Source organism: Vagococcus sp. QWL-13, assembly GCF_058683555.1.
Genome location: NZ_CM178746.1, coordinates 317,597 through 338,860, shown reverse-complemented (window position 1 = coordinate 338,860; position 21,264 = coordinate 317,597). Strand labels below are relative to the sequence as shown.

Sequence of the window (21,264 nt, the reverse complement as noted above, 5' to 3'; positions counted from 1 at the left end):
ATTAATCCGCCACCTTTTCTGCTTCCTGCTCCTGTTGATATGTACGATTATCCATCCTCTTGAACCATGGATACCATAGAAGTGTGGAAAGAATCAGCTGTATAAATAATTGTAAGAGAATAATCGAAATGCTTCCTTGTACCGCACCGTGAAAACCTAAAGGCAGACCAAAAATTGCTTGGACTCCTTTGAATCGTGCTACTATGCCCACTTTCGTCAAGACATAGGCCAAAATCAAGGAAATGGTATTGTTTGTGATAAAGGGTACTGCCAAATTAAAATTCAAGACTAACGGCGTTCCGAAAATTACCGGTTCAGTAATCCCAAACAATGCAGGGATAAGTGATATCTTTCCGACTTCTCGATATTGTTTACTTTTTGCCCGCAACATCAATAAGACAAGCCCTAAAGCGAGACCGCCCCAAGTAATAATATTAAAGAATGCAAGTCCCACAATATTTGGCGGTGCTAAACCTGCCTGAACAGCTTCCAAATTCTCCACATCCATGGCCATCCATAGTGGTGTGACCAACGGCAAAATGACGTTGGTGCCATGGATACCGAAAAACCACAGCACTTGCTGAATCAGACTCAACAGGATCATGGCGCCAATGGAACCACCGATACCTTTTAGTGGAACTTGAATAACTGTATAGACAAATTGGTGCATACTGCCAAAAGCTGTCATACTGAAAAAAAAATCAATAAGTACAAATGCTGTTCCTAGTAAAATCGTCGGTATCAGTGCTTCAAACATTCTTGTGACCATAGGCGGTACGCCAGCAGGCATTTTTATTGTCCAGCCGCGGTGTTTAATGGCTAAGTAAAGGCGGGCACTGACCAAACCAACAATCATAGCTGAAAAAACACCTTGTGCTCCCAGCCACGTTGTTGGAATCCCCATAGATTCATCTGCCATTTGTCCTAAAGGTGTAATAATTAAAAAACTAAGTAATGAAATAATTGCTGCTGAAATCGGATCTTCGTTCTCATCCAATCTCCTTACTAAGTGATAAGCCATCAATACAGCAATATAAACTGCCAGAGCTCCTAAAGTCACTGTATTTACTTTTGCCAACAGACTCACAACATTGGTTAACTTGCCGAGAGACGGGACCATGTTCATCAAAACGATAAAAAGAACCGAGATAGAACCGATAAAAGCGGGTCCTAACGTGGACATCATTGCTCCCGATATTGCTTGCAAATAAGGATTTGTTCCCATTTTGTCAAACCAAGGAGAGAGCCTGTCAAAAAAACCTATAATCTTATCTTTCATTGTTATTCCTCCTACTTCTTTATTATCTCTATTATAGGATAATAACGCTTTCAACTCTTGGCTCTTTTTGACGATAAATCGGAAATTTAATGACTTTTATTTAAAATATTTTTTCCGGTAATATTGTGGTGAAAGACCGAAATTTTTATGAAAAACATTATAAAATGACCGAATGTTAGCAAAACCACTGTTTAAACTGATTTCTAAAATCGTCCGGTCACTGTCCCGCAATTCTTTGTAGGCTGTTTCTAAACGAACAGAATTTAAATACTCAGTGAAAGTGATGCCCATAAATTTTTTATAAAACCTGGAAAAATAGGAGGAATTGTAATTAAACTCGGAAGCGACCTCTTCAATTGATAGATCTCTCGTATAGTTGTCTAAAATGTATTGATTGATTTGCCTCATTTTTTCGAGATGCTTTGCTGACTTCACTTCTTTCACTTCCGGCATTGGGTACGTATGCTTTTCGTAAAGAATTGCAAACATTTCATAAATACGTGATTTCACAAGAAGATGATTGCTCACTGAGGGCGTAGAAAAAAACTGGGCAATCGAGTTTAGTATTTCAGTTATCCCCGGGTCAGTATTTTCAGGATTCAAATCAAACAATATGTTTTTATAATATTTTCCGATGGTGATTTCTTGTAAAAAGTCCAAAGGAAATTGAAGTGCCAGACACTCGGCTGGAATGGGACTTCTAGAGGAATGAACATGATTCGAATTGATAAAGAGGCTCTCATTTCCTTTTAACAAATACTTATTATTATGAAAGCTGACTTCCAACTCACCTGACAAACAAAATAGCAGCTCTGCACTCTCATGCCAATGAGGGGAAATAAAACGGTCTGGCGATTTCGTTTGAAACGTAAAAATCTTATAAGGATAATTGTCGGTGGGAGTAATCCTTTCATAAAAAAATGGTTTAGACATGTTTTTACCTCCTGATATAAAGTCATTTCCGACAGACCAGACAGACGGAAATATGCAAAAAATATTTCCACACTAATGTTATAAGTTAACTTACCATCCATAATTTTTCTTTAAACGACCCTGCAACTCTTTTTTAATACTTTTGTTCAAAAACCGTTCACTTTACTTTATTTTACCTATTTTAAACTCTCGTCGCAATCCAATGGCTAGTTTTTCCAGACTTAAAGGATAAAAAAACAGGTCTTAAGGAGAACAACCCCCCTACAGACCTGTCAGAATTATGATATCAATGTTTTTCAACGATAGATGAAATTTTAGTTGTCAGTAAATCAATCGCAACTTGATTTTCTCCGCCTTGAGGAACAATGATGTCCGCGTATTTTTTGGTAGGCTCAATAAACTGATGGTACATCGGTTTGACCACCGTCAAGTATTGATGGATTACCGACTCTAAGGTACGGCCCCTTTCCACCATGTCCCGTTTGATTCTGCGAATCAGGCGGATATCATCTTCTGTATCCACATAAACTTTGATGTCCATCAAATCGCGTAGACGTTTATCTTCTAAAATCAAAATGCCTTCGATGATAATGACTTCTTTAGGTTCCTGATGTTCAACCTTCTCACTGCGTGTGTGAGCATCATAATCATACACCGGTTTTTCTATCGCCTGATAATTCAACAAAGCTGTCAAATGATTAATCAGCAAGTCAGTATCAAACGCTAACGGGTGATCGTAATTGGTTTTCAGACGTTCCTCAAACGTGAGATGACTTTGATTCTTATAATAAGAATCTTGCTCAAAGAGAACGATCGAATGCTCTGTAGTAAATTTTTTCAAAATCGCCCGGCTGACACTTGTTTTTCCGCTGCCGGAACCTCCTGTGACACCAATCAACACGGGGCTTTTTCTATCCGCCATTAGACTACCTCTTTCATCATTTACTCTTCCTAATAGTAGACTATCTTTTGGCAAGAATCAATTGTTTTATTCCGTCTCAGAGGACGGCGACAAGATTTTTTTGATTTCCAAAAGCACAATTTCATCTTTCTCTTGAGCAGAAAGTCTGACTAAAGATGCTTTAACACTTTCATCCAGCCTGCGTCCAGTAATTTTTCCGATTGACCAGATTGCCGTGGCTCTGATATCAGGTCGCGGATCATTTTCAGCCACTGTCAACAAATCAGGTAAAGCATTACGTTGACGGGCATTACCTAAAGCTATTATCGCATTGCGCTGGATTGGTTTTTTCCCCCGCCACGCTCCTGCCAGATGACCGAATTTCTGCTTGAACTCTTTGTTGGAAATCGTCAAAAGAGGTTTCAACAAAGGTGTCACGATTTCCGGGTCCGGCTCCATTTCTTTATGGTGATGGGCATCTCTGCCCTGATTAAAAGGACAAACCTGTTGGCAAATATCGCAGCCGTAAATAACTGTGCGGATTTTTTCACGGTATTCTTCCGGCATCATGCCACGCGTTTGGGTTTGATAAGATAAACAACGCTGAGCATTCATCCTGCCATCTCCAAGAAGAGCACTCGTGGGACATAAATCCACACACTTGGTACACTTGCCGCATTGACTTTCCATTGGCATATCTTTCTCAAAAGGAATATTGGTGATGATTTCTCCCAAATATACATAGGAGCCGAATTCTTCCGTGATTAGCAAACCATTTTTTCCAATAAATCCTAATCCAGCTCGCTGGGCAACTGCCACATCGATTAGTTCCCCCGTATCCACCATGGGTTTAAACCTAGGCCCCAGTTCATTGGAGACCTCCTGTTCAATAAATGAAATTAGGCGGGCCATTTTTTCCCGCAAAATCTGATGATAGTCTGTCCCCCAAGAAGCCCGGGCAAAGCTGCCCCGCCGTTCCCCCCGGACAATGTCGGCTTTGCCTAATATTTTTGTGGGATAGGCCAGTGCGATAGCTATAATGGAACGGGGATGGTCAAAAATTTTCTGAGGATATATCCGCTCGTCGATATTAGGATGCTCAAAGCCGGTGGTGTGCCCGGCATCTTTTTGCTCCCGCAAACTTTTTTCCAAATGGCTGAACGGAGCCGCATCAGTAAAGCCGATTTTATCGATACCGATCTTTTTACTTTCAACAATGATTTTTTCTTTGAGTGCGTGATTCATTTTCTTTCCCCTATCATCTTCACTTAGCTGTTGCCGACAGCAAAAAAAATTCTAAACAACAGGCTCATTTTAAGAGCCCGTGTCAAACACTTCTCTTCTACTTATTCTATCATGCCTGACAGATTTTAAAAAACGGCTCATAAAAGAACGCTTACTGAATGAAAGCAACTAATTTTTATTTCACAAACAAAAAACCACCACGGCTGGATGCCGTAGTGGAAAAAAGGAGTTATTTTACTCTGGAGGAGTAAAATGAAAAATAAAAAGGTTGTTGTTGGTTATGGACCCATGATACTACGGTTTATGTATTTTGTCCACAAAAAAGATTCTACAAATCCTAAATATTCTTATTTTAATAATATGCTTGTCATACGTTGGATACAGAAGGCTATTTTGTCTGTCACTTCGTCTTGCTTTTGTTCGGCGTCATTGAAATCATCTATGGCCACACCCGATCCGTCCTCTGATAAGGATTCAACCATCGCTTGACACCCCTCCACATACAAACCATAAGAACGTTCGAGTTTTTTGTGAATTCCGATCACTCTTGCTGGAGCTTTCAGTGATTTAATAACTTCCACCAGCTCCTGATACTTCAAAACTCCATCGGCAAACGAACCTCTGATCTCAATGATTTGTTCCGGGGTCAATTCACCTGCCTTGTCTTCGTCGATGGCGGAGCGGATAATTTCAAAAGAAGGGTGCATAGTTTCTCCTGTTTTTTCCGTTTCTTCGACCACCTGATTTATTTTTTGAATATAATAAGTGAGATTATTTTTTTTCATTTCGTATCCTTTCTTCTACAATAGTATTCCATTGCCCTATTGTACCTTTTTTTGACCATAAAAAAAAGAAGCAGTAAAAAATACTGCTCTTTTAGTTTTTATGTTAATAGAGGAGCTTGCGCTGGAAAAACTTCACAATTTCCACAATCGGCAAAATAGAAAGTGATGCCCCTGCCACGACGGCCCATTGATGGACATCAAGGTGAGCTACTTGGAACAAATCGTTTAATCCGGGAACGACGATTGTCGCAGCCAATAAAACGAAAGAAAGCAGCACAGCATAATTAAATGCTTTGTTTCTAAACGGTCCAACCTTAAACAAGGAGCCATGGACCGACTTCACATTAAAGGCATGGAACAGTTGGATTAATCCCAAAGTAGCAAAGGACATCGTCAAAGCATCCGCATGAATCGCTACTTCATTTCCATGATGTACCGGGAATTCGATGGCATACAAGTAAACACCAAGAGTGATACCCGCTTCCAAAATCCCCTGATACACGATACTGCTCAAAATTCCCCCTGAGAAAAAGCTGGAGTCCCGCCCACGTGGCATCTGCTCCATCACGTCCCGTTCCGCCGGTTCCAACCCTAAAGCAATCGCAGGGAAAGTGTCTGTCACCACATTAATCCACAAAAGGTGTACTGGAAGTAACGTATCCCAACCAAGCAGCGTAGCAATAAACAACGTCAGAACTTCTCCCAAGTTTGCAGACAGCAAATACTGAATCGTCTTTTGAATATTTGAAAAGACTTTACGTCCTTCTTCGACCGCCACAATAATCGTAGAGAAGTCATCGTCTGCCAGTACCATGTCACTGGCTCCCTTTGAAACTTCTGTACCGGTGATTCCCATACCGATACCAATGTCCGCTGTTTTCAGTGCTGGTGCATCGTTTACTCCGTCACCGGTCATAGCAACAACTTTTCCTTTGGATTGCCATGCTTTTACGATTCGCACTTTATGTTCAGGAGACACACGGGCATAGACTGAATAGTGATCCACACGTTCAGCAAATGTTTCATCTGACATTTCATTCAGTTCTGCACCGGTAATGACTGCGTCATGCTGACCTTTCTCAAGGATACCCAAGCGTTCAGCAATTGCTTCTGCCGTATCCCGATGGTCGCCTGTAATCATCACAGGTCGAATGCCTGCGCCTTTAGCAACATGAACAGCCTCTGCCGCTTCTTCCCGCTCTGGGTCGATCATTCCCACTAAACCGGCAAAAGTCAAATCTTTCTCGACTTCTTCCGAAACCATGTTTTCCGGTACTTCATCTACATATTTATAAGCCATTGCCAAAACACGCAGTGCCTGTTTTGCCAACTTAGTATTCGTCGTCAAAATCAATTCTTCTTGCATTTTATCCATCGGCCGAACGTCACCATTCAAATCAAAGGAGACCGTGCGTTTCAACAATTCATCCGGCGCCCCTTTTGTCGCTACAAAATAGCGTCCGTCTGATAATTTATGAATAGTTGTCATCAATTTACGTTCAGAATCAAAAGGAACTTCTGCGATTCTCGGTTCTTTTTCCAACGCTTGACGCAAATCAAATGATTTATCCAGCCCGTACTGCACCAAGGCTGTTTCCGTAGGATCTCCAATCAAAGCACCCTCTGAAGAAAACTTCGTATCATTACAGTAATTCATGACTTTCAAAGTCATATCCTCATGAGAGATGTCACTTGCTGATGCCTGAACTTCATTATTTGTGAAGATTTGTTCCACAGTCATTTGATTAATGGTCAAAGTTCCTGTTTTATCGGAACAAATAATATCTGTGCTCCCTAGTGTTTCCACTGCGGGTAATTTACGTACTAAAGCATTTCTTCTAGCCATGATTTGTGTTCCCAGAGCCAAAACAATAGTTACAATCGCAGGCAAGCCTTCAGGGATCGCTGCAACCGCCAAAGAAACAGCAGTCAACAACATATCAACCCAAGTTTTTCCAGCACCTAGATTAGCCATACCTACAGCAAACATGATGACACAAATTCCTAAAATTGCAAAAGTCAGCCACTTGCCGAGCTGATTTAAGTTTTCCTTTAATGGAGTGTTGGTTTCATCTGCTTGAGCCAGCATACTGGCGATTTTCCCAACCTCTGTGTTCATACCTGTCCCAACGACTACGCCGACACCCCGTCCATAGGTGACATTGGTATTCATATAACCCATATTCAAACGGTCGCCGATGCCTGTTTCTTCATCAGACAAGACAGCCAAACTTTTTTCTACCGGTACTGATTCACCTGTCAAAGCTGCCTCTTCAATTTTTAAAGAATTGGCTTCGATCAACCGTACATCTGCCGGCATCACATCACCAGCTTCTAAAAGAACGATGTCGCCCGGGACGATTTCCGTACTTTTTACGACTTTGGTATTGCCGTCTCGTAAAATATTGGCATTTGGCGTTGACATATCTCTCAAAGCTTCGATAGCCTGTTCAGCTTTAGCTTCTTGAACCACCCCAAAGATTGCCATCAAAATAACGACCGCCACGATCATGCCCGCTTCAGCCACATCTCCCATAACTCCAGAAACCAGCGCAGCGACCAGCAGGATGACGATCATCAGATCTTTGAACTGATCGAGAAATTTGGAAAGCAGCGTTTTTTTCTTTCCTTCATCCAGCTGATTTTCTCCATAGTCTGCCAGACGTTTGCCAGCCTCCGCTTCACTCAATCCTTCGCGGGTGACGTTGAACTTTTTCAATACTTCATCTTCAGTTTGAGTATAAAAAGGTTCAACTAGTTGTTTCTTCCTTGTTTCCGACATTTTTTCCCTCCTAGATTTTGCCCTTCTGCCCACTTAGAACTAAAAAAGACTTATGTATGAGCAATAACCTTGTTCATACATAAGTCTCACTTTTTAAGACAACACCAGAAATTTCTTTCATGATGGTGATGTTGCCACGGTATCGTATGTCCGCAAGTTACTCCCTTATGGATAGATTTCACTATACATTATACATGAATTATCCGAGGATGCAATATCATGGATAAATGAAAAAGACTATTTTTACGGAAACCTTTTCTACTGCTCTCAACAACAAAACACAGCATGACCACAGAAAAATTTTAATGAAGGAGTGAGAGCAAATCTCCCCTTTATGAAGAAGATACTCACTGAAACACAATAAAAACTTCAAAGTCCGATTTTTATCTTGTCTACCTGTTATTCCCAACTTTTAAAATCACGATAATTATCATCACCCCTGTCAAACATTCATCAAGTACCGGCGCGAGGAAATATATTAGACTTTATTTTTCTTATGGATTAAAATAAGTATTGAGCTATTAACGAACGACTTGCCAACAGAGAGGATGATTAGTTTGAATGAACAAGAACTATTAGCACAGGGTTACCGAAAATATACCGGAAAAGAAGTGGATGTTTTTTTCAACAGTAAAATCTGTGCCCACTCAGGTGTCTGTGTCAAAGGAAATCCTGAAGTTTTTAATTTAGACAGAAAGCCATGGATTTTGGCTGATAACGCAAAAAAAGAAGATTTGACTGCACTGATCGACAAATGTCCCAGCGGTGCACTGAAATATATCGTAAAGGAGTAATCAAGTGAAAATTTTAGAAGAAACTCGACGTTTTCAACTATTGAATGATAATGAGGTTGAGATTGGTGAAGTGACATTTTCTATTGCTGGGGATGAGCTGCTGATACTTGACCACACATTCGTTGAAGATGAGTATCGCGGCCAAGGTTTGGCTGAACAACTGGTAGCAAAAGTTGTCACCAAAGCTAGAAAAGAAGGGAAAAAAATTATTCCTTTGTGCCCGTTTGCCAAAAAAGAGTTTGAAACAAAAGAGGAATATGCTGACGTATGGCGTAAATAAAGCGTAAGGCTCTGCTTACGCTTTTTTTTGACACCACGTCTTGACTTGGGACACTTCTTCATCGAAAATTTCATGACCGCTGTCTGTGATAATCAATTCAACTACTGGAAAAGAATCGCTCAAGCGCTTCTTTAATTGCAGGATGTTCCCGGGAACACTGAGCGTATCGTTTGCCCCGGTCGTTATCAAGAGTTGATTTTTTTCGCTTTTCTTAGAAAATGCCAGTTCAAACTCTTGAGGATGGAGTAATAGTGTCCTGTCAGCAATATCGGGCCGCTCCTGCAAAATACCTTGAATAAAATTGGCACCGTTAGAATAACCTATAAAAATGATTTTAGTATACACAGAGGTCAAAGAGAGTTGGTCCCATTCCCGTAAAAAATCAGAAACTTCCTGTTCGAAGTCCCCTTCATCTAATTTCTGGTTATTTAAGGGTGCAAAGAAGCGCCGATCTTTTCCCTTTCCATTCTTTCCTAGAAAACTTATAATACTGGCGTGAGGATTGAGTTCTCCTGTTAAAAACAACAGGCTGTATTCGTTGCCCCCTGTGCCGTGGAACAACACAAATAATTCGTCATGATTTTTTTCTGATATAAAATAATTCATCAGCTTCCTCCAATCTAGAATAAAGGATTTGATATTATGAAAAGTTTAGGTCTGCACCATGTTTCTTCCCTAGTATCTGATAGTCATGTATCCTACGACTTTTATCATAACATACTGGGATTGAAACTTTTAATGAAAACTGTTAACCAAGACGACACTTCCATGTACCATCTGTTTTTCTCCGATATGGAAGGACGTCCGGGAACAGAATTCACCGTTTTTCAAATCAATACATTTAAACAGAATAAGTTTGGGACTAATTCTATTGAAAGAACTATCTTCGGCGTTTCCAGCAAGGAAGCTCTTGACTACTGGGAAAAGCGTCTGGACGACCATCAAATCGAACACTGGGGAATCGAGCAGTATGGCGAGAATCTCATCCTGCGTTTTGAGGACCCGGATGGTTTGAAGTTAGGTTTTTCAGTACTGCGACAACCGGAGCAAGAATTTCTGCCAAACACGTCTAGCAATATTCCTGCTGATTATGCTATTCTGGGTATTCATTCCGTCCATCTGAGAATTCGCTATCCCAAAGCAACCCAAAAAATTTTGGAACAGTGGTTAGATTTCACTTGCACTCAAAAAATCGATGATGCCCGTTTTCCGGTGACGGTTTTGACTAATAAAAACAGTATTTTCCAACACGAAGTTCATCTCATAGAGGACACCATAAACCCGTTGGAAGATCAAGGCATCGGCGGTATCCACCACTTAGCTTTCTATGTGAAAACATACGGAGATTTGCTGGAAATTCAGGAAAAAATTGAAGATAAAAACATGGTCACTTCCGGTATATTACCAAGGGAATTCTTTGATGCTACTTATTTCAGAGAACCTAACGGCTTGCTTTTTGAAGTGGCGACTAAAACCAGACCTGTCCCTGTTGTTGAAGAGACGGTCACAGTCGACGAACTGCCGCTTTATCTTCCGGATTTCCTTGAACCTCACCGCTCACGAATTGAAGAAGAACTGGCAAAAATAGATCAGTATCGGAAAAAGAATTAATATCAGTCTGGAAATGTGCACAGCGCAGACATTTCCAGACTGATTTGTTTAAATCTCCCGTTCATTTTGAGATTTTTCCGTCTTTATTGCTAGAACCAAGACTTTTAAAAAAACTCTCCAACTCTTCTTTATACCCCAGCTGCTCATTGATCTCAGCAAGCAGTTCCCGATTTCGAGTCTGAGTCCGTCCCGTTGTCAATAAAGTTTGATACAAATCTACGTAAGGCAGTCGGGCTTGCTTTGCTCTAGCTATTTCTCTTCCCACATCATAATACACTTTTTTAAAATCTACTTGGGCAAGACCCTCATCATCGATTTCTAAAATTGCATAATAGGCTCTTAAATCTTTACGCAATTTCTCGCGAAATGAAAAAGGCTGTCCCACAGCTCCCGGGTTGATGATCATCTGTCCGGCACTGCCATATCTCAACATCTGATGATGAATGTGTCCATAAACCGCAATATCGATTTCTCCTGAAGGAAACAGCTCATCAAAGTTCTCTTGACTTTTTATTGTTGCTAAAAACCCGCCATAATTTTTCGCAGGCAAGTTGTGAGAAATACCAAAATTCAACTGATTGATTGTGCGCTGATCATATAAAGGTAATTCTTTGATTTTATCCAATTCCTTGGCAGAAATGTTTTCCCACAGATACTTTGACAGTCTTCCTATATAAATATCGGTAGGGTCGTCCCAGTTGATGTCCCCCGCCAAGCCTGCCAAAAAACAATCCTCCCAATTCCCTTTGACAAAAACAGACAAAGGCAGTCCTTCAATCAACTGGAACAACTCTGATGCGCCGGGACCTGGCATCACTAAATCCCCCAGCAACCAGTACTCTGTAACCCCTTCTCGTATAGAATCTTCAATCACTGCCTCCAAAGCAGTCACATTACCATGAATATCACTTAGTAATCCTATCTTGTGCCTCATTTTAATTTCACTCTCCCACAATTTTCCCCTTTTTTCATGATTAATCTATCAATGTCACTCTTAACTTTATTTTAACAAATTTTTCTCTAATAAATCGAAATTTCTTTTAATCAGCCTCTCAAAGCCGCGGTTGTTTTCTATTCACCAGTTAACATAACACCTGCTTATTTTTGTCACTCATACTTTATCCTCCCAACATCCTTCCTCCAATTCACAAATCCCCCTTTTAATAAACTCAAAAATACGATATAATCATCTCATAGCTTTACATCATCGCCACTAAAGAATTCTAATCCGTTCATTGAGTGTTAAGTGTTTTTTACAAATTCATCAAGGCTGTCCCCTTGATGTCCTTTGTGAAACTCCTTTGATGTAAAGCTTTTTGTATTTTAAAAAAACTGAATTTACGCCCGTTCATTCTCTGTTATCACTTCGAATAACTTATTTTTCTGATACCTTCTTCCAGTTAAACACTCAAATACACCTTTTCATTTGCCCGTTTCGATCTATCATGAAAAAATGATTAAATCACATAGAAATAGCCGCTCATTCACGCTATAATAGAGTAGATTGTTAACGTTTTCCGTCCGTGCAGCTAAAAGAACAGAAGGAGGAATAAGCCGGCATCTACCGACCGACAATCATTATGGGGAAATTACACATCTATAATGCAGTGCCGGGAACTGTGCTGGCACGCGCAAAAATTTATTGTTAAAGGAGTCACATCTAATGGGGAATAAATTTGAACAACGTCAACAGCGTATTTTGGAGATTCTCGCCTTACTAAATGAAGGCGGCACTTTTGAAGAGGCCAAAAAAATGTTTCGTGAGGAATTCGATGGTGTGGATGTGAGCGATATCGCTGCAGCTGAAAAAAGTTTGATCCAACAGGGACTGCAGCCAAGTGAAATCCAAAAATTATGCAATATACATGCTGCTGTTTTCAATGGCTCTGTCAGTGACATACACGTGTCCAACTACGAACATGAACAACTGGGACATCCGGTGAATGTTTTTAGATTAGAAAACCAAGTCCTGGAGTCGCTGCTGACAGATGAAATCGACGGACTGCTGGAAAGAATAAAAAAAGACGATTGCTCACAGAGAGACAGTTTAGAAAATGCCGTTGCCGACTTGGCACAAATCAAAAAACATTACACGAGGAAAGAAACCTCAATCATTCCCATACTGGAAAAGTATGGTGTTGATACTCCCTTCAAAAAAATGATACAGTCAGACAAAACAATTCTCGAAGCAATCACGGAGTTGACCAATTATTTTGACCGAGAAAAAATCAATTGCGAAGAGTTGCTGGAAAAATGGCTGTTTTTAAAAGAAAAAATAGATACTATGATTCACAAAGAAGAAAACATTCTAATCCCTGTTGCACTGGAAATTTTCAACTTAAAAGACTGGACAACCATAGCTGAAGAAAGCCGTACTATAGGGTATGCTTATATTCCTGCCCCTCCGCAATGGAAGCCTAGCAAACGGGCATTAGAAATAGAAAATGAAAACGAACCCTTGCGTCTGATTGCCATAGAGAAAACAGTGGACAGCTTAGACACACTCACTGTGAAACTGGCAACTTAACTGGATTAATTGATTAACAATAAGCTACTTTTGACATAAATAAAAAAGACATTGTCTTTGTATTGACCCCCCAAAGTAAGACTAAAAATCTGATTTTCAGGGTGTACGATACTTATGACAATGTCTTTTTTGTTTTACTTTTTTTGATTTTCCAGTAGAAACAACTTTTATTTACATGTTACTATTTCCCTACAGAAATCGTTTCAGGCAAAGTGCTGCCCCCATCGATAACTACTGATGTTCCAGTGATATATGAGGACTCATCACTCAATAAAAATGCGGCTAAATCGCCAACTTCTTCAATGCATCCCATACGACCCAACGGTACACCGTCAATAATCCCCTGAGTAGTCAAATCAGGATTTTCAGGCGTTGATTCTTTTGCAATTTGCTCCGCCATGGGTGTCTGTACATAGCCCGGCAAAATAGCATTGACTGTGATGCCGTATTCTGCAACTTCTCTAGCTAACCCTTTAGTAAAACCCAAGACAGCGGCTTTAGTCGTTGCATACGCACACTCCCCCGGGTCGGCAACCATTATCCCGGTCACACTGGACATATTACAGATACGTCCTTTCCGCTTTTCAATCATCAACGGCAAAACTGCTTTTGTCACATTCCAAACCCCATTGATATTCACACCAAATTGAAAATCACGCTCTTCATCTGTTGTATCCAGAAGCGAACCTAAACGAATGACACCTGCGTTATTCATCAAAACGTCTATGGTGCCATAGTGGGCGACAATTTCTTCTACTCCTTTTTTCACACTTGCCGTATCGCTTACGTCCATTTCAACACCAAAAACATCATAATCCGCTTCCTTGAGTTTTTCAATGGTTTTAGTCAGCTCTGGAGAAATATCAGCAATCGCGACTTTAGCACCATGTTGCGCTAATACTTTGGCGATACCTAAGCCATTTCCCATTGCTCCGCCTGTTACCAATGCAACTTTCCCAGCTAGTTTTTTCATGATTTTCTCCTTATCAGTAATCATAATCTCCTACTTTATACATGATCATCTCTTCATAACCCACAATAATTCTATAGTAGCCTTTCAAATAGTCGTCTACCTCAGGGCTTCCTGTATCCACAATCAACGGCACATTAAAATTTATATTCAACTTGTCCTGTGTTGAGATGATGATAATATTTTCTTTCCCCACTTTTTTTATGACTTCTGCACTTATTTGCTGATTCCCTCGACCGAAAATATAGTTTTGTCCCCCTATGACCGTCACGATAATCTTTGCTTGAGGGTGTTCTTCTAAAGTCTGCAAAATATCTTTTTCATTGGCATCGTTTTTAATTACTTTTTTATTGTAAATCAAATCTACTCCCAGCAAAGTATTGTCATAACCCAATTCTTCTGCAATCCCTCTTGTGGTAGTCCCGGGACCTACAATATACAAAACATCATTGAGCATTGTTTTTATAATATAGTGTGTGATTCTTTCCAACGTCAGCTTCTCTCCCGCGACTCCACCTGATTTCATATTTTGCACATAATGTTTGGCATAGGGCACTTTCAAATACCCGTACAGCTTAGCAGTCACGATTCCCTGACGAAACGCCTCTTCATCGATGTCCATAACTTCCGCTTCCTGGGTTTCGAAGTTGTCGTTCTGAATCATTAAAGCAATCAACTTCCCTGCACTCTGTGGATTCAACGCGTACACACCTGAGTGGATTTTCACCCCTGCCGGTATCCCCAGAACCAAAGTGTTATCTCCTACTGCTGTGTAGATGTCCCGCGCCGTACCATCTCCGCCGGCAAATAAAATAATATCCACTGCCCGATTTTTCATATCAGCAGCAGCAAGTTTTGTGTCCTCGGCAGTTGTCCTCTCTCTTGCCGAATCTCCTAAAACATTGACTTTAAAGCCTAACTTACGACAAACACTCTCGCCCATCTCTCCCGGATAGGCGAATAATTCAATCTCATCTTTAAATGGTATCAGTTCTTTCAATGCCGTTTCTGCTCTGATGTTTGCTTTTTTAACTGCTCCCAAAGCAATTGCTTTTTGTTGTATCTCCTCTCCGTCACTGCCTTTTAGTCCTACTGAGCCGCCAATACCGGCGACGGGATTGATAATTAAGCCGATTTTCCGAATCATCTGATTTCCCCCTTATCAAAGATACTGCAGCAGGAGAGCGGATATCTCATCCCTCTCTCTGCTGTTTATTAACCATTCAAGTGTTTTCTTTGATACGCCCGCCAAGTCAGGGCCCATTTATCAGGATCATCCAATTCTTCCGGCTTGTTCCTCCGATGAGAAGACGAGGCATGAGGAGCTGTTTTCAATAACTCAGGGTCGCTGTAGGCTTCATCGACCACTTTCCGTAAAACATCTGCGTATTCGTTCAAGTCATCCAGAGAATAGGTTTCGCAAGGTTCCAGCGTCATCGGCTCTGGAATCACCCATGGATGGTGAGAAGTCCAATAAGACGGCAATCCAAAGTCGACGATCCTCGCATTCACGTCGTCTGTTCCAATGCCAGTGTCTTCTTTTAATTTTTCAAAGCTGTAGCGGACTTGTTCCTGTCTGGTGATACCATTATCTTGAAATGCGCTAGTGATGCCTTTGATTTGCAAAATTTGTTTTTCCAAATAGTTGTTATTGATAACTGAAATATCTGCCGCCTGGCGCATATAATCATGTCCCATACTCATCACCCAAGCATAAGCCTTTAATACCACTCCTGAAACACCGGCATAATCGCGGACGTGGCCGATCGTTTTTGGAATATCGTAATTAAGAAAGTATTTTTCGTTATCAAAACCAACTACCGGCACCGGCATATACGGGAACATTCGATCCAAACAACAGAATGCTCCTGTTCCGGGACCCGAACAGCCGTGAGGAGTTCCGAAAGTCTTATGGACGTTAAAGTGACACATGTCAAAACCAGCTTCTCTGGCTCTTGCCACTCCTAAGAAAGCATTAGCATTGGCTTGGTCATAGAAACATAGCCCGCCCACATCATGGATGATTTTGACTACTTCATCCACTCTTGGATTATAGATACCGATATCTTCCGGGTTGGTCATAAAGATCGCTGCAGTGCGTTCAGACGCTGCTGCTCGGATAGCCTCAATGTCCGGAATACCATTTTCGTCCGGATAAATCGTGATGATTTTAAATCCGGCAGTTGCCGGTGTCGCCGCATCGGACGGGTGTGAAAAGATGGTGGTGATGATTTCATCCCGTGTGTCCAGTTCTCCCTTGTCGGACCAATATTGTCTAACCATGGATGCGGCAGTGTATACAGCATGGTTCCCTCCGCCCGGCTGCAAGGAACAATGATCTAAACCTGAGACTTCTTTCATGAAATTTTGAAACTTATAGTAGATTTCCAGCATCCCTTGGACAGTATCCTCATCCTGCATCGGATGTAAGTCAGTAAATAACGGATTGCTGGCAAATTCTTCATTGATTCGAGGATTGTACTTCATGGTACACGTTCCCTCACTGATATCATTTCCGATATTTGATCCCATCGTTTCTTGCGATAGTCTCAACCAGTGAGACAATACTGTCTTTTGCGAAACCTCCGGCAATTCAGGTGTGTCTTCCCGTCTCATCGTTTTCAAATTATCCAGTACCTTTTCAGTCGTTGCCTGAATCTCAGTTTCCACTCTTGGCGGGATAAGACCTCTTACTCCTTTATTAGACAATTCATGAATGATAGGCTCTTCCCATCTCGCTTGCTGGAATTTATTACGTGCTTTTCCTTTAGGCATATTTTTCAAGTCTCCTTTCTAATTTGACATCTAGCACACTTTTCTCAGCGCTGTGACTAAACGGTCGATATCTTCTTTTGTCATCTTTTCAGTGATTGCATATATAGCTGCTTCACCCATCTCCGGGAACTGACGGGAACAGGACAAATCAATACCGCCAAAAATCCCCATAGTTTTCAACGCTTTATGGATGGTCTCCACTGTTTTTCCTGTTTGATTGAAATCAATGACAAACTCTTTAAAGAAGTTATCCTTGTAGAGCACCTTCACATTAGGAATATCATTGATTTGTTCCACCGCATAGGCTACCCGCTGCATGATACCTTCACCTAGTTCACGCATTCCCTGGGGTCCCATCAAAGCCAGATACACGCCTGCGATAATCCCAAACAGTGATGTGGTCGTTCCGATAAAATCTTTTCCTTTCTCACGGTTGGCGTACGAGGTCCGTTCATAAAACACATGACCAAAACCATATTCCCCTTCTTGCAGTGTGGAAGTGACTCCAAAAAGCAAGGTCGGATATTCTGCCACATATTTTTCCTCATCTCTAGAAGCGATATATCCTGATAAACCTCCTCCGTACTGCATATGGATACCTAAAGGCTGCAAATCTCCCACACAAATGTCAACCCCATAGTCGCTAGGAGCTTTAATCACTCCCAGAGATGACGGATCTACACCGGCAATCACTTCTGCTCCGACTGCGTGAGCCATCTCTGCAATTTCTTCCCCCTGATGTTCCACTGGTCCAAAATAAGTCGGATTTTCAAAGTAAACAGAAGACGTTTTGTCTGATAACTTTCGCTTTAAATCATCCAGATCCATCAGACCTGTTGTCTGATCGAAGTCGATTTTTATGAGACTGATTTCTGGTTTCAAATAGTTATCTATTACTGAAAAACGTGAAGGACTCATATTGCCCGCTACCAATACTTCTTTTCTGCCATTGACACGAGACGCCATTCGTGCAGCTATCCCGATAGCATTAGCCCAGTCATAGGTCGGCGTACTTACCGCCTCCATTTTCAGTAAATCACCAATCATTGAACAAGATTCAAATAGGGCTTGATACTTTCCGTGATCAGAATAAGCATCACCCACATAGGCTGACAAAAATTCATCCCTTTGTCCAATCGTGTCACACACAGCCGGGACGTAATGGTCCCAAGTGCCGCCGCCAAGAAAGCTTAGATTGTCCGAAGTTGTCTGATTCTTTTTCAAAATACCTTCCACATGTCTTTTGAGTTCATATTCAGATAATTTAGGTTTCGGAATGTTCATTCGACCTTTAAAACGTAAATGCTCAGGGATTTCCTTGAAAATGTCTTCTGAGCTGGAAATGTTCAATTCCTTAAGCATTTGCTCCATTAATTCAGGAGCACCATTGGGTATGTATGGATGTACAAATTTTTTGCTCATGCAAAAATCCTCCTTTATTTTTCTAAAGCAACAGTAAACGACGACACTGCCCTCCTTTCAGTTAAGGTAACATTAAAAAAGCGCAAACAAACAGAAACATCATTTAAAGATGCTGTTCTGTTTATTTGCACTCCATCGCACAAATTTTCCGCCTATCGTCGGCGTTTTTATTTATTCCTTTTATTTTAGTAGTTATATTATGATGATCGCTCTGGTTCCTCTTGAATCAGAAGCGATTTCCAGGACCCCTTCCAAATTATCCTCTACCAGACGTCGTGTCAATTCCAGACCAGATAGACTCTCATCATCCCGCTGATAATCAAAGCCGCCGCCATTGTCAGTCACTGCAATATGAGCATGCTGTTTCTGAAACACTTGAATCAAGATAGTGTTGTTGCATCCAGAAGATTCAACCCTTTCTTGAAAAGCATACTTAAGTGAATTTGTAACCAATTCATTGACCGCCATCCCAATAATCGAAACTTTCTCTGAGGACATCATCACAGAATCCCCTTCTATCTGCAGTCTCACATCATGAATGGAATCATACTGCATTTTTTTGAAAAGGTGCTGAAGAAAAGCTGTAATATTTACTTCTTCAAAATTATTGACTGACAAAAAATCATAGGTCGATGCCATAGATAAAATCTGATCGACTGCCTCCATAAAAATAATTTTTGCTGTTGTGTCACTTATCTTTCTTGCCTGTATGTTAAGGTAGCTGGCAATAATCTGCATATTATTTTTGATACGATGATTGACTTCTTTGAGAGCCACTGTTTTTTCGTTCAATTCTTTTTCTTTAGTTTTCAGTTCGGTTTTATCCACGATAAACATGAGTAAAGATCCGCTGAAATAAAAATAACGCAATAACAGGACTCTGTCGGATATTTCGACTTCCTCCACTACCAGCGGATTTTTTTGGTCTGAAGATTTCCTTTTTTGAGAAAGTCTCTCCAACGCTGAAAATGAATAATTACCTAAACTGATATTAGTAAAGGTCAAAGAGGTTAACTTTTCTTTATAGCCTAATGCCTCATAGAGTTCCTGCGCCGCTTGATTCACATAGTTTATTTTTTGATCCTCGGCAAAAATAATCACTGCGTCATTTAAGTATTGCCCTAAATTTTGTTTAGCATTCATAAAATCTGCAACTGTTGGTTCTGAGAAAGACACTTTTGGTTCGACTCTATCTTCTCTTGTGGGTGTCTCAATCACGATTGCCCCGATACTTTGATGGTGGTTATTGATAATCGGGACTGCATTTTGCTGCACCCATACCCCTTCTTGTGTCATTGCCCTCAACCCTTTGGAGGCAAGTCCTAGTTCAAGGGTTCTCAGTGTTCCCGGCTCTTTTTTCCGATGTGCCAGTTCGCCGACAATTTCTTTATGATAAATCGACGGTGCCGCTGTCGGTTTGGCATGGGCCACAACTACTGCAGTATCGATTTTTCTAGTCAAGCAGTCCACACACACATCTGCATTAGTTAAATCAGCAATGTGCTGAATCGTAGAAGCCACCGCAACAATTTCTCGAATATCGTCCTCAGAAAGTCCTGTCCGGTTCCGGCAAAGGGAGGAAATCTTTTTTTCATCCATCTCACTCATGTCACTTTCACCTGATCGTTGTTGATAATCAACTGAGCAACCTTTGACATGGCAAAATTTCTTTCTTTACTGATATTTTTAATTTCCTGATAAGCTTCTTCTTCGGAACATTGTTTTTGTCTCATTATAATACCCTTTGCTCTATCAATGACAATACGATTATCCAAACGTCGTTGTGTTTTTTCCAGCTCACACTGAGCAGCATGATATTTTCTAAAATTACGATGCATCATTTCTATTGTTGGTACGATATTTGAACTATTGATCGGCTTCATAATATAACCGGAAAGGCCAATCTTCCTAGCCTCCATCATTAAATCCTCATTGCAGTAAGCCGTCAACAAAATGATGCTGACGGAAGGATTCATTTTTAAAATAACTTTGCTGGCATCCAAGCCATTCATCACCGGCATTTTTACGTCCATCAAAACGACTTCGGGTTGAAAACGCTTAAATAATTTGATCGCCGAAAAACCATCTCGGGCTTCTCCTACTACCTGAAAGCAAGTTCCTTTGAACGCACTTCTCAAATCCATTCTGATCAAAGTTTCGTCATCTGCAATCAATAATTTAATCATGATTTTTCACCTTTTCTGACTATTTTCCAACACCCAAAAAATCAGAAGTGACCCACCATCTCATTTTCATACTAGCACTAATCAGAAAAAATGTAAAATTTTTCTGCGCTATGAATAAGGGTCGTTTATTGTAGAAAGCGGAGAAATTTAACAGGGTATATCTGTATTTTAATTAAGTTTATTTTCCTAAAATGATAATCGATAAAGTCAATATAATTGTGTAAAAGATAAAAGGCCATGCAACAGCCCTTTTACGATACAATGTTTTTAACCACAAAAACATACCTAGGAGGACTTTCTCATGCCCAATTTCAACAATGTTGTGTTCATGTTGCTAGAAACATTGCTCTTAAGGTAAGGGTAAGCGATAGAAAAGAAACATGTGACGATTTTAAACGAGTTTATCAAGCCGATTCAAAAGAAGAAGCGATCAATCAAATACATTTAATGAGTGAAAAATGGAAAAAGCAGTATCCAAGAGTGGTCAAGATACTCCTGAATCCTGCCATATTAACATTTTTAAATTTCCCTCCATCAGACGAACCATCTATTCGACTAATCTGATTGAAAGCTTTAATAAACAGCTGAAAAAATATACAATGAAGAATCTCTTGAGAGATTCTTGATATCTTAATTTAATAATTATAACCAGGCCTTTTTAGGTCGTGATCACGGAGAGTGCGAAGAAATTCAAGATACTTTGGAATCAATGTTCTAAATTAATCATTCGGGATGGACTTTCCATTTACACATAATTCTTGAAATAACCATTTC

Annotated in this window: 18 protein-coding genes and 1 pseudogene; 5 read left to right on the top strand and 14 right to left on the bottom strand. The window is 40.5% G+C overall.

The genetic code is table 11. From position 1 onward, the window contains the following. Position 1: 1 nt before the first annotated feature. The 6 genes from AC4PHI_RS01715 to AC4PHI_RS01690 form a co-directional block, all read right to left on the bottom strand. Positions 2-1,279: a PTS sugar transporter subunit IIC gene (locus AC4PHI_RS01715; protein ID WP_492200606.1), complete on the bottom strand. Its 1,278-nt coding sequence runs from the start codon at positions 1,277-1,279 to the stop codon at positions 2-4. A 96-nt stretch (positions 1,280-1,375) separates the two neighbouring features. After that, positions 1,376-2,212 carry an AraC family transcriptional regulator gene (locus AC4PHI_RS01710; RefSeq protein ID WP_492200605.1) on the bottom strand — a complete coding sequence of 279 codons (837 nt, stop codon included), beginning with the start codon at positions 2,210-2,212 and terminating at the stop codon, positions 1,376-1,378. A 286-nt stretch (positions 2,213-2,498) separates the two neighbouring features. After that, positions 2,499-3,134: a uridine kinase gene (gene udk, locus AC4PHI_RS01705; protein WP_492200604.1), complete on the bottom strand. Its 636-nt coding sequence runs from the start codon at positions 3,132-3,134 to the stop codon at positions 2,499-2,501. Positions 3,135-3,200: 66 nt separating this feature from the next. After that, positions 3,201-4,358 (bottom strand): tRNA epoxyqueuosine(34) reductase QueG, encoded by a 1,158-nt coding sequence (gene queG / locus AC4PHI_RS01700; protein WP_492200603.1) that lies wholly within the window; start codon positions 4,356-4,358, stop codon positions 3,201-3,203. 347 nt (positions 4,359-4,705) lie between these two features. After that, positions 4,706-5,143, bottom strand: coding sequence for a hypothetical protein (locus tag AC4PHI_RS01695; protein ID WP_492200602.1), 438 nt, complete (start codon positions 5,141-5,143; stop codon positions 4,706-4,708). Between the two features lie 103 nt (positions 5,144-5,246). Then, positions 5,247-7,925, bottom strand: coding sequence for a cation-translocating P-type ATPase (locus tag AC4PHI_RS01690; RefSeq protein WP_492200601.1), 2,679 nt, complete (start codon positions 7,923-7,925; stop codon positions 5,247-5,249). A gap of 548 nt (positions 7,926-8,473) precedes the next feature. Between AC4PHI_RS01690 and AC4PHI_RS01685 the strand changes: the two genes are divergently transcribed. Both AC4PHI_RS01685 and AC4PHI_RS01680 read left to right on the top strand, forming a co-directional pair. Continuing rightward, positions 8,474-8,719, top strand: a complete 246-nt coding sequence (locus tag AC4PHI_RS01685) for a (4Fe-4S)-binding protein (RefSeq protein WP_492200600.1) — start codon at positions 8,474-8,476, stop codon at positions 8,717-8,719. 4 nt (positions 8,720-8,723) lie between these two features. After that, positions 8,724-8,999 (top strand): GNAT family N-acetyltransferase, encoded by a 276-nt coding sequence (locus AC4PHI_RS01680; protein ID WP_492200599.1) that lies wholly within the window; start codon positions 8,724-8,726, stop codon positions 8,997-8,999. 15 nt (positions 9,000-9,014) lie between these two features. On the opposite strand, the gene AC4PHI_RS01675 is transcribed toward AC4PHI_RS01680, so the two are convergent. Then, on the bottom strand, positions 9,015-9,605 hold the full coding sequence (locus AC4PHI_RS01675; RefSeq protein ID WP_492200598.1) for an alpha/beta hydrolase: 591 nt from the start codon (positions 9,603-9,605) through the stop codon (positions 9,015-9,017). 36 nt (positions 9,606-9,641) lie between these two features. On the opposite strand from AC4PHI_RS01675, the gene AC4PHI_RS01670 reads away from it, so the two are divergent. After that, positions 9,642-10,610, top strand: coding sequence for a VOC family protein (locus tag AC4PHI_RS01670; protein WP_492200597.1), 969 nt, complete (start codon positions 9,642-9,644; stop codon positions 10,608-10,610). 61 nt (positions 10,611-10,671) lie between these two features. On the opposite strand, the gene AC4PHI_RS01665 is transcribed toward AC4PHI_RS01670, so the two are convergent. Further along, positions 10,672-11,544, bottom strand: coding sequence for a metallophosphoesterase family protein (locus tag AC4PHI_RS01665; protein WP_492200596.1), 873 nt, complete (start codon positions 11,542-11,544; stop codon positions 10,672-10,674). Positions 11,545-12,273: 729 nt separating this feature from the next. Between AC4PHI_RS01665 and AC4PHI_RS01660 the strand changes: the two genes are divergently transcribed. Then, entirely contained in the window at positions 12,274-13,137 is an 864-nt protein-coding gene (locus AC4PHI_RS01660) for a DUF438 domain-containing protein (RefSeq protein WP_492200595.1), read from the top strand. Between the two features lie 181 nt (positions 13,138-13,318). On the opposite strand, the gene ucpA is transcribed toward AC4PHI_RS01660, so the two are convergent. From ucpA to AC4PHI_RS01630, 6 genes are all read right to left on the bottom strand, one after another. Then, positions 13,319-14,110 (bottom strand): SDR family oxidoreductase UcpA, encoded by a 792-nt coding sequence (gene ucpA / locus AC4PHI_RS01655; protein ID WP_492200594.1) that lies wholly within the window; start codon positions 14,108-14,110, stop codon positions 13,319-13,321. A gap of 13 nt (positions 14,111-14,123) precedes the next feature. Then, complete coding sequence (locus AC4PHI_RS01650; protein WP_492200593.1) at positions 14,124-15,254, bottom strand: ATP-NAD kinase family protein; 1,131 nt, start codon at positions 15,252-15,254, stop codon at positions 14,124-14,126. Between the two features lie 68 nt (positions 15,255-15,322). Beyond that, the gene (gcvPB, locus tag AC4PHI_RS01645; RefSeq protein ID WP_492200592.1) at positions 15,323-16,882 is read right to left on the bottom strand and encodes an aminomethyl-transferring glycine dehydrogenase subunit GcvPB; all 1,560 of its coding nucleotides are present in this window, start codon (positions 16,880-16,882) and stop codon (positions 15,323-15,325) included. Between the two features lie 30 nt (positions 16,883-16,912). Continuing rightward, positions 16,913-18,304 (bottom strand): aminomethyl-transferring glycine dehydrogenase subunit GcvPA, encoded by a 1,392-nt coding sequence (gene gcvPA / locus AC4PHI_RS01640; protein WP_492200591.1) that lies wholly within the window; start codon positions 18,302-18,304, stop codon positions 16,913-16,915. A gap of 192 nt (positions 18,305-18,496) precedes the next feature. Continuing rightward, complete coding sequence (locus AC4PHI_RS01635) at positions 18,497-19,912, bottom strand: sensor histidine kinase (RefSeq protein WP_492200590.1); 1,416 nt, start codon at positions 19,910-19,912, stop codon at positions 18,497-18,499. Beyond that, a complete protein-coding gene (locus tag AC4PHI_RS01630; RefSeq protein ID WP_492200589.1) occupies positions 19,909-20,490 on the bottom strand; it encodes an ANTAR domain-containing response regulator in 582 nt (193 codons plus the stop codon). The genes AC4PHI_RS01635 and AC4PHI_RS01630 overlap by 4 nt, the downstream gene beginning before the upstream one ends. Before the next feature lie 300 nt (positions 20,491-20,790). Between AC4PHI_RS01630 and AC4PHI_RS01625 the strand changes: the two are divergent. Continuing rightward, positions 20,791-21,208: pseudogene (locus tag AC4PHI_RS01625) on the top strand (transposase); the annotation flags it as partial. Between the last annotated feature and the right edge of the window lie 56 nt (positions 21,209-21,264).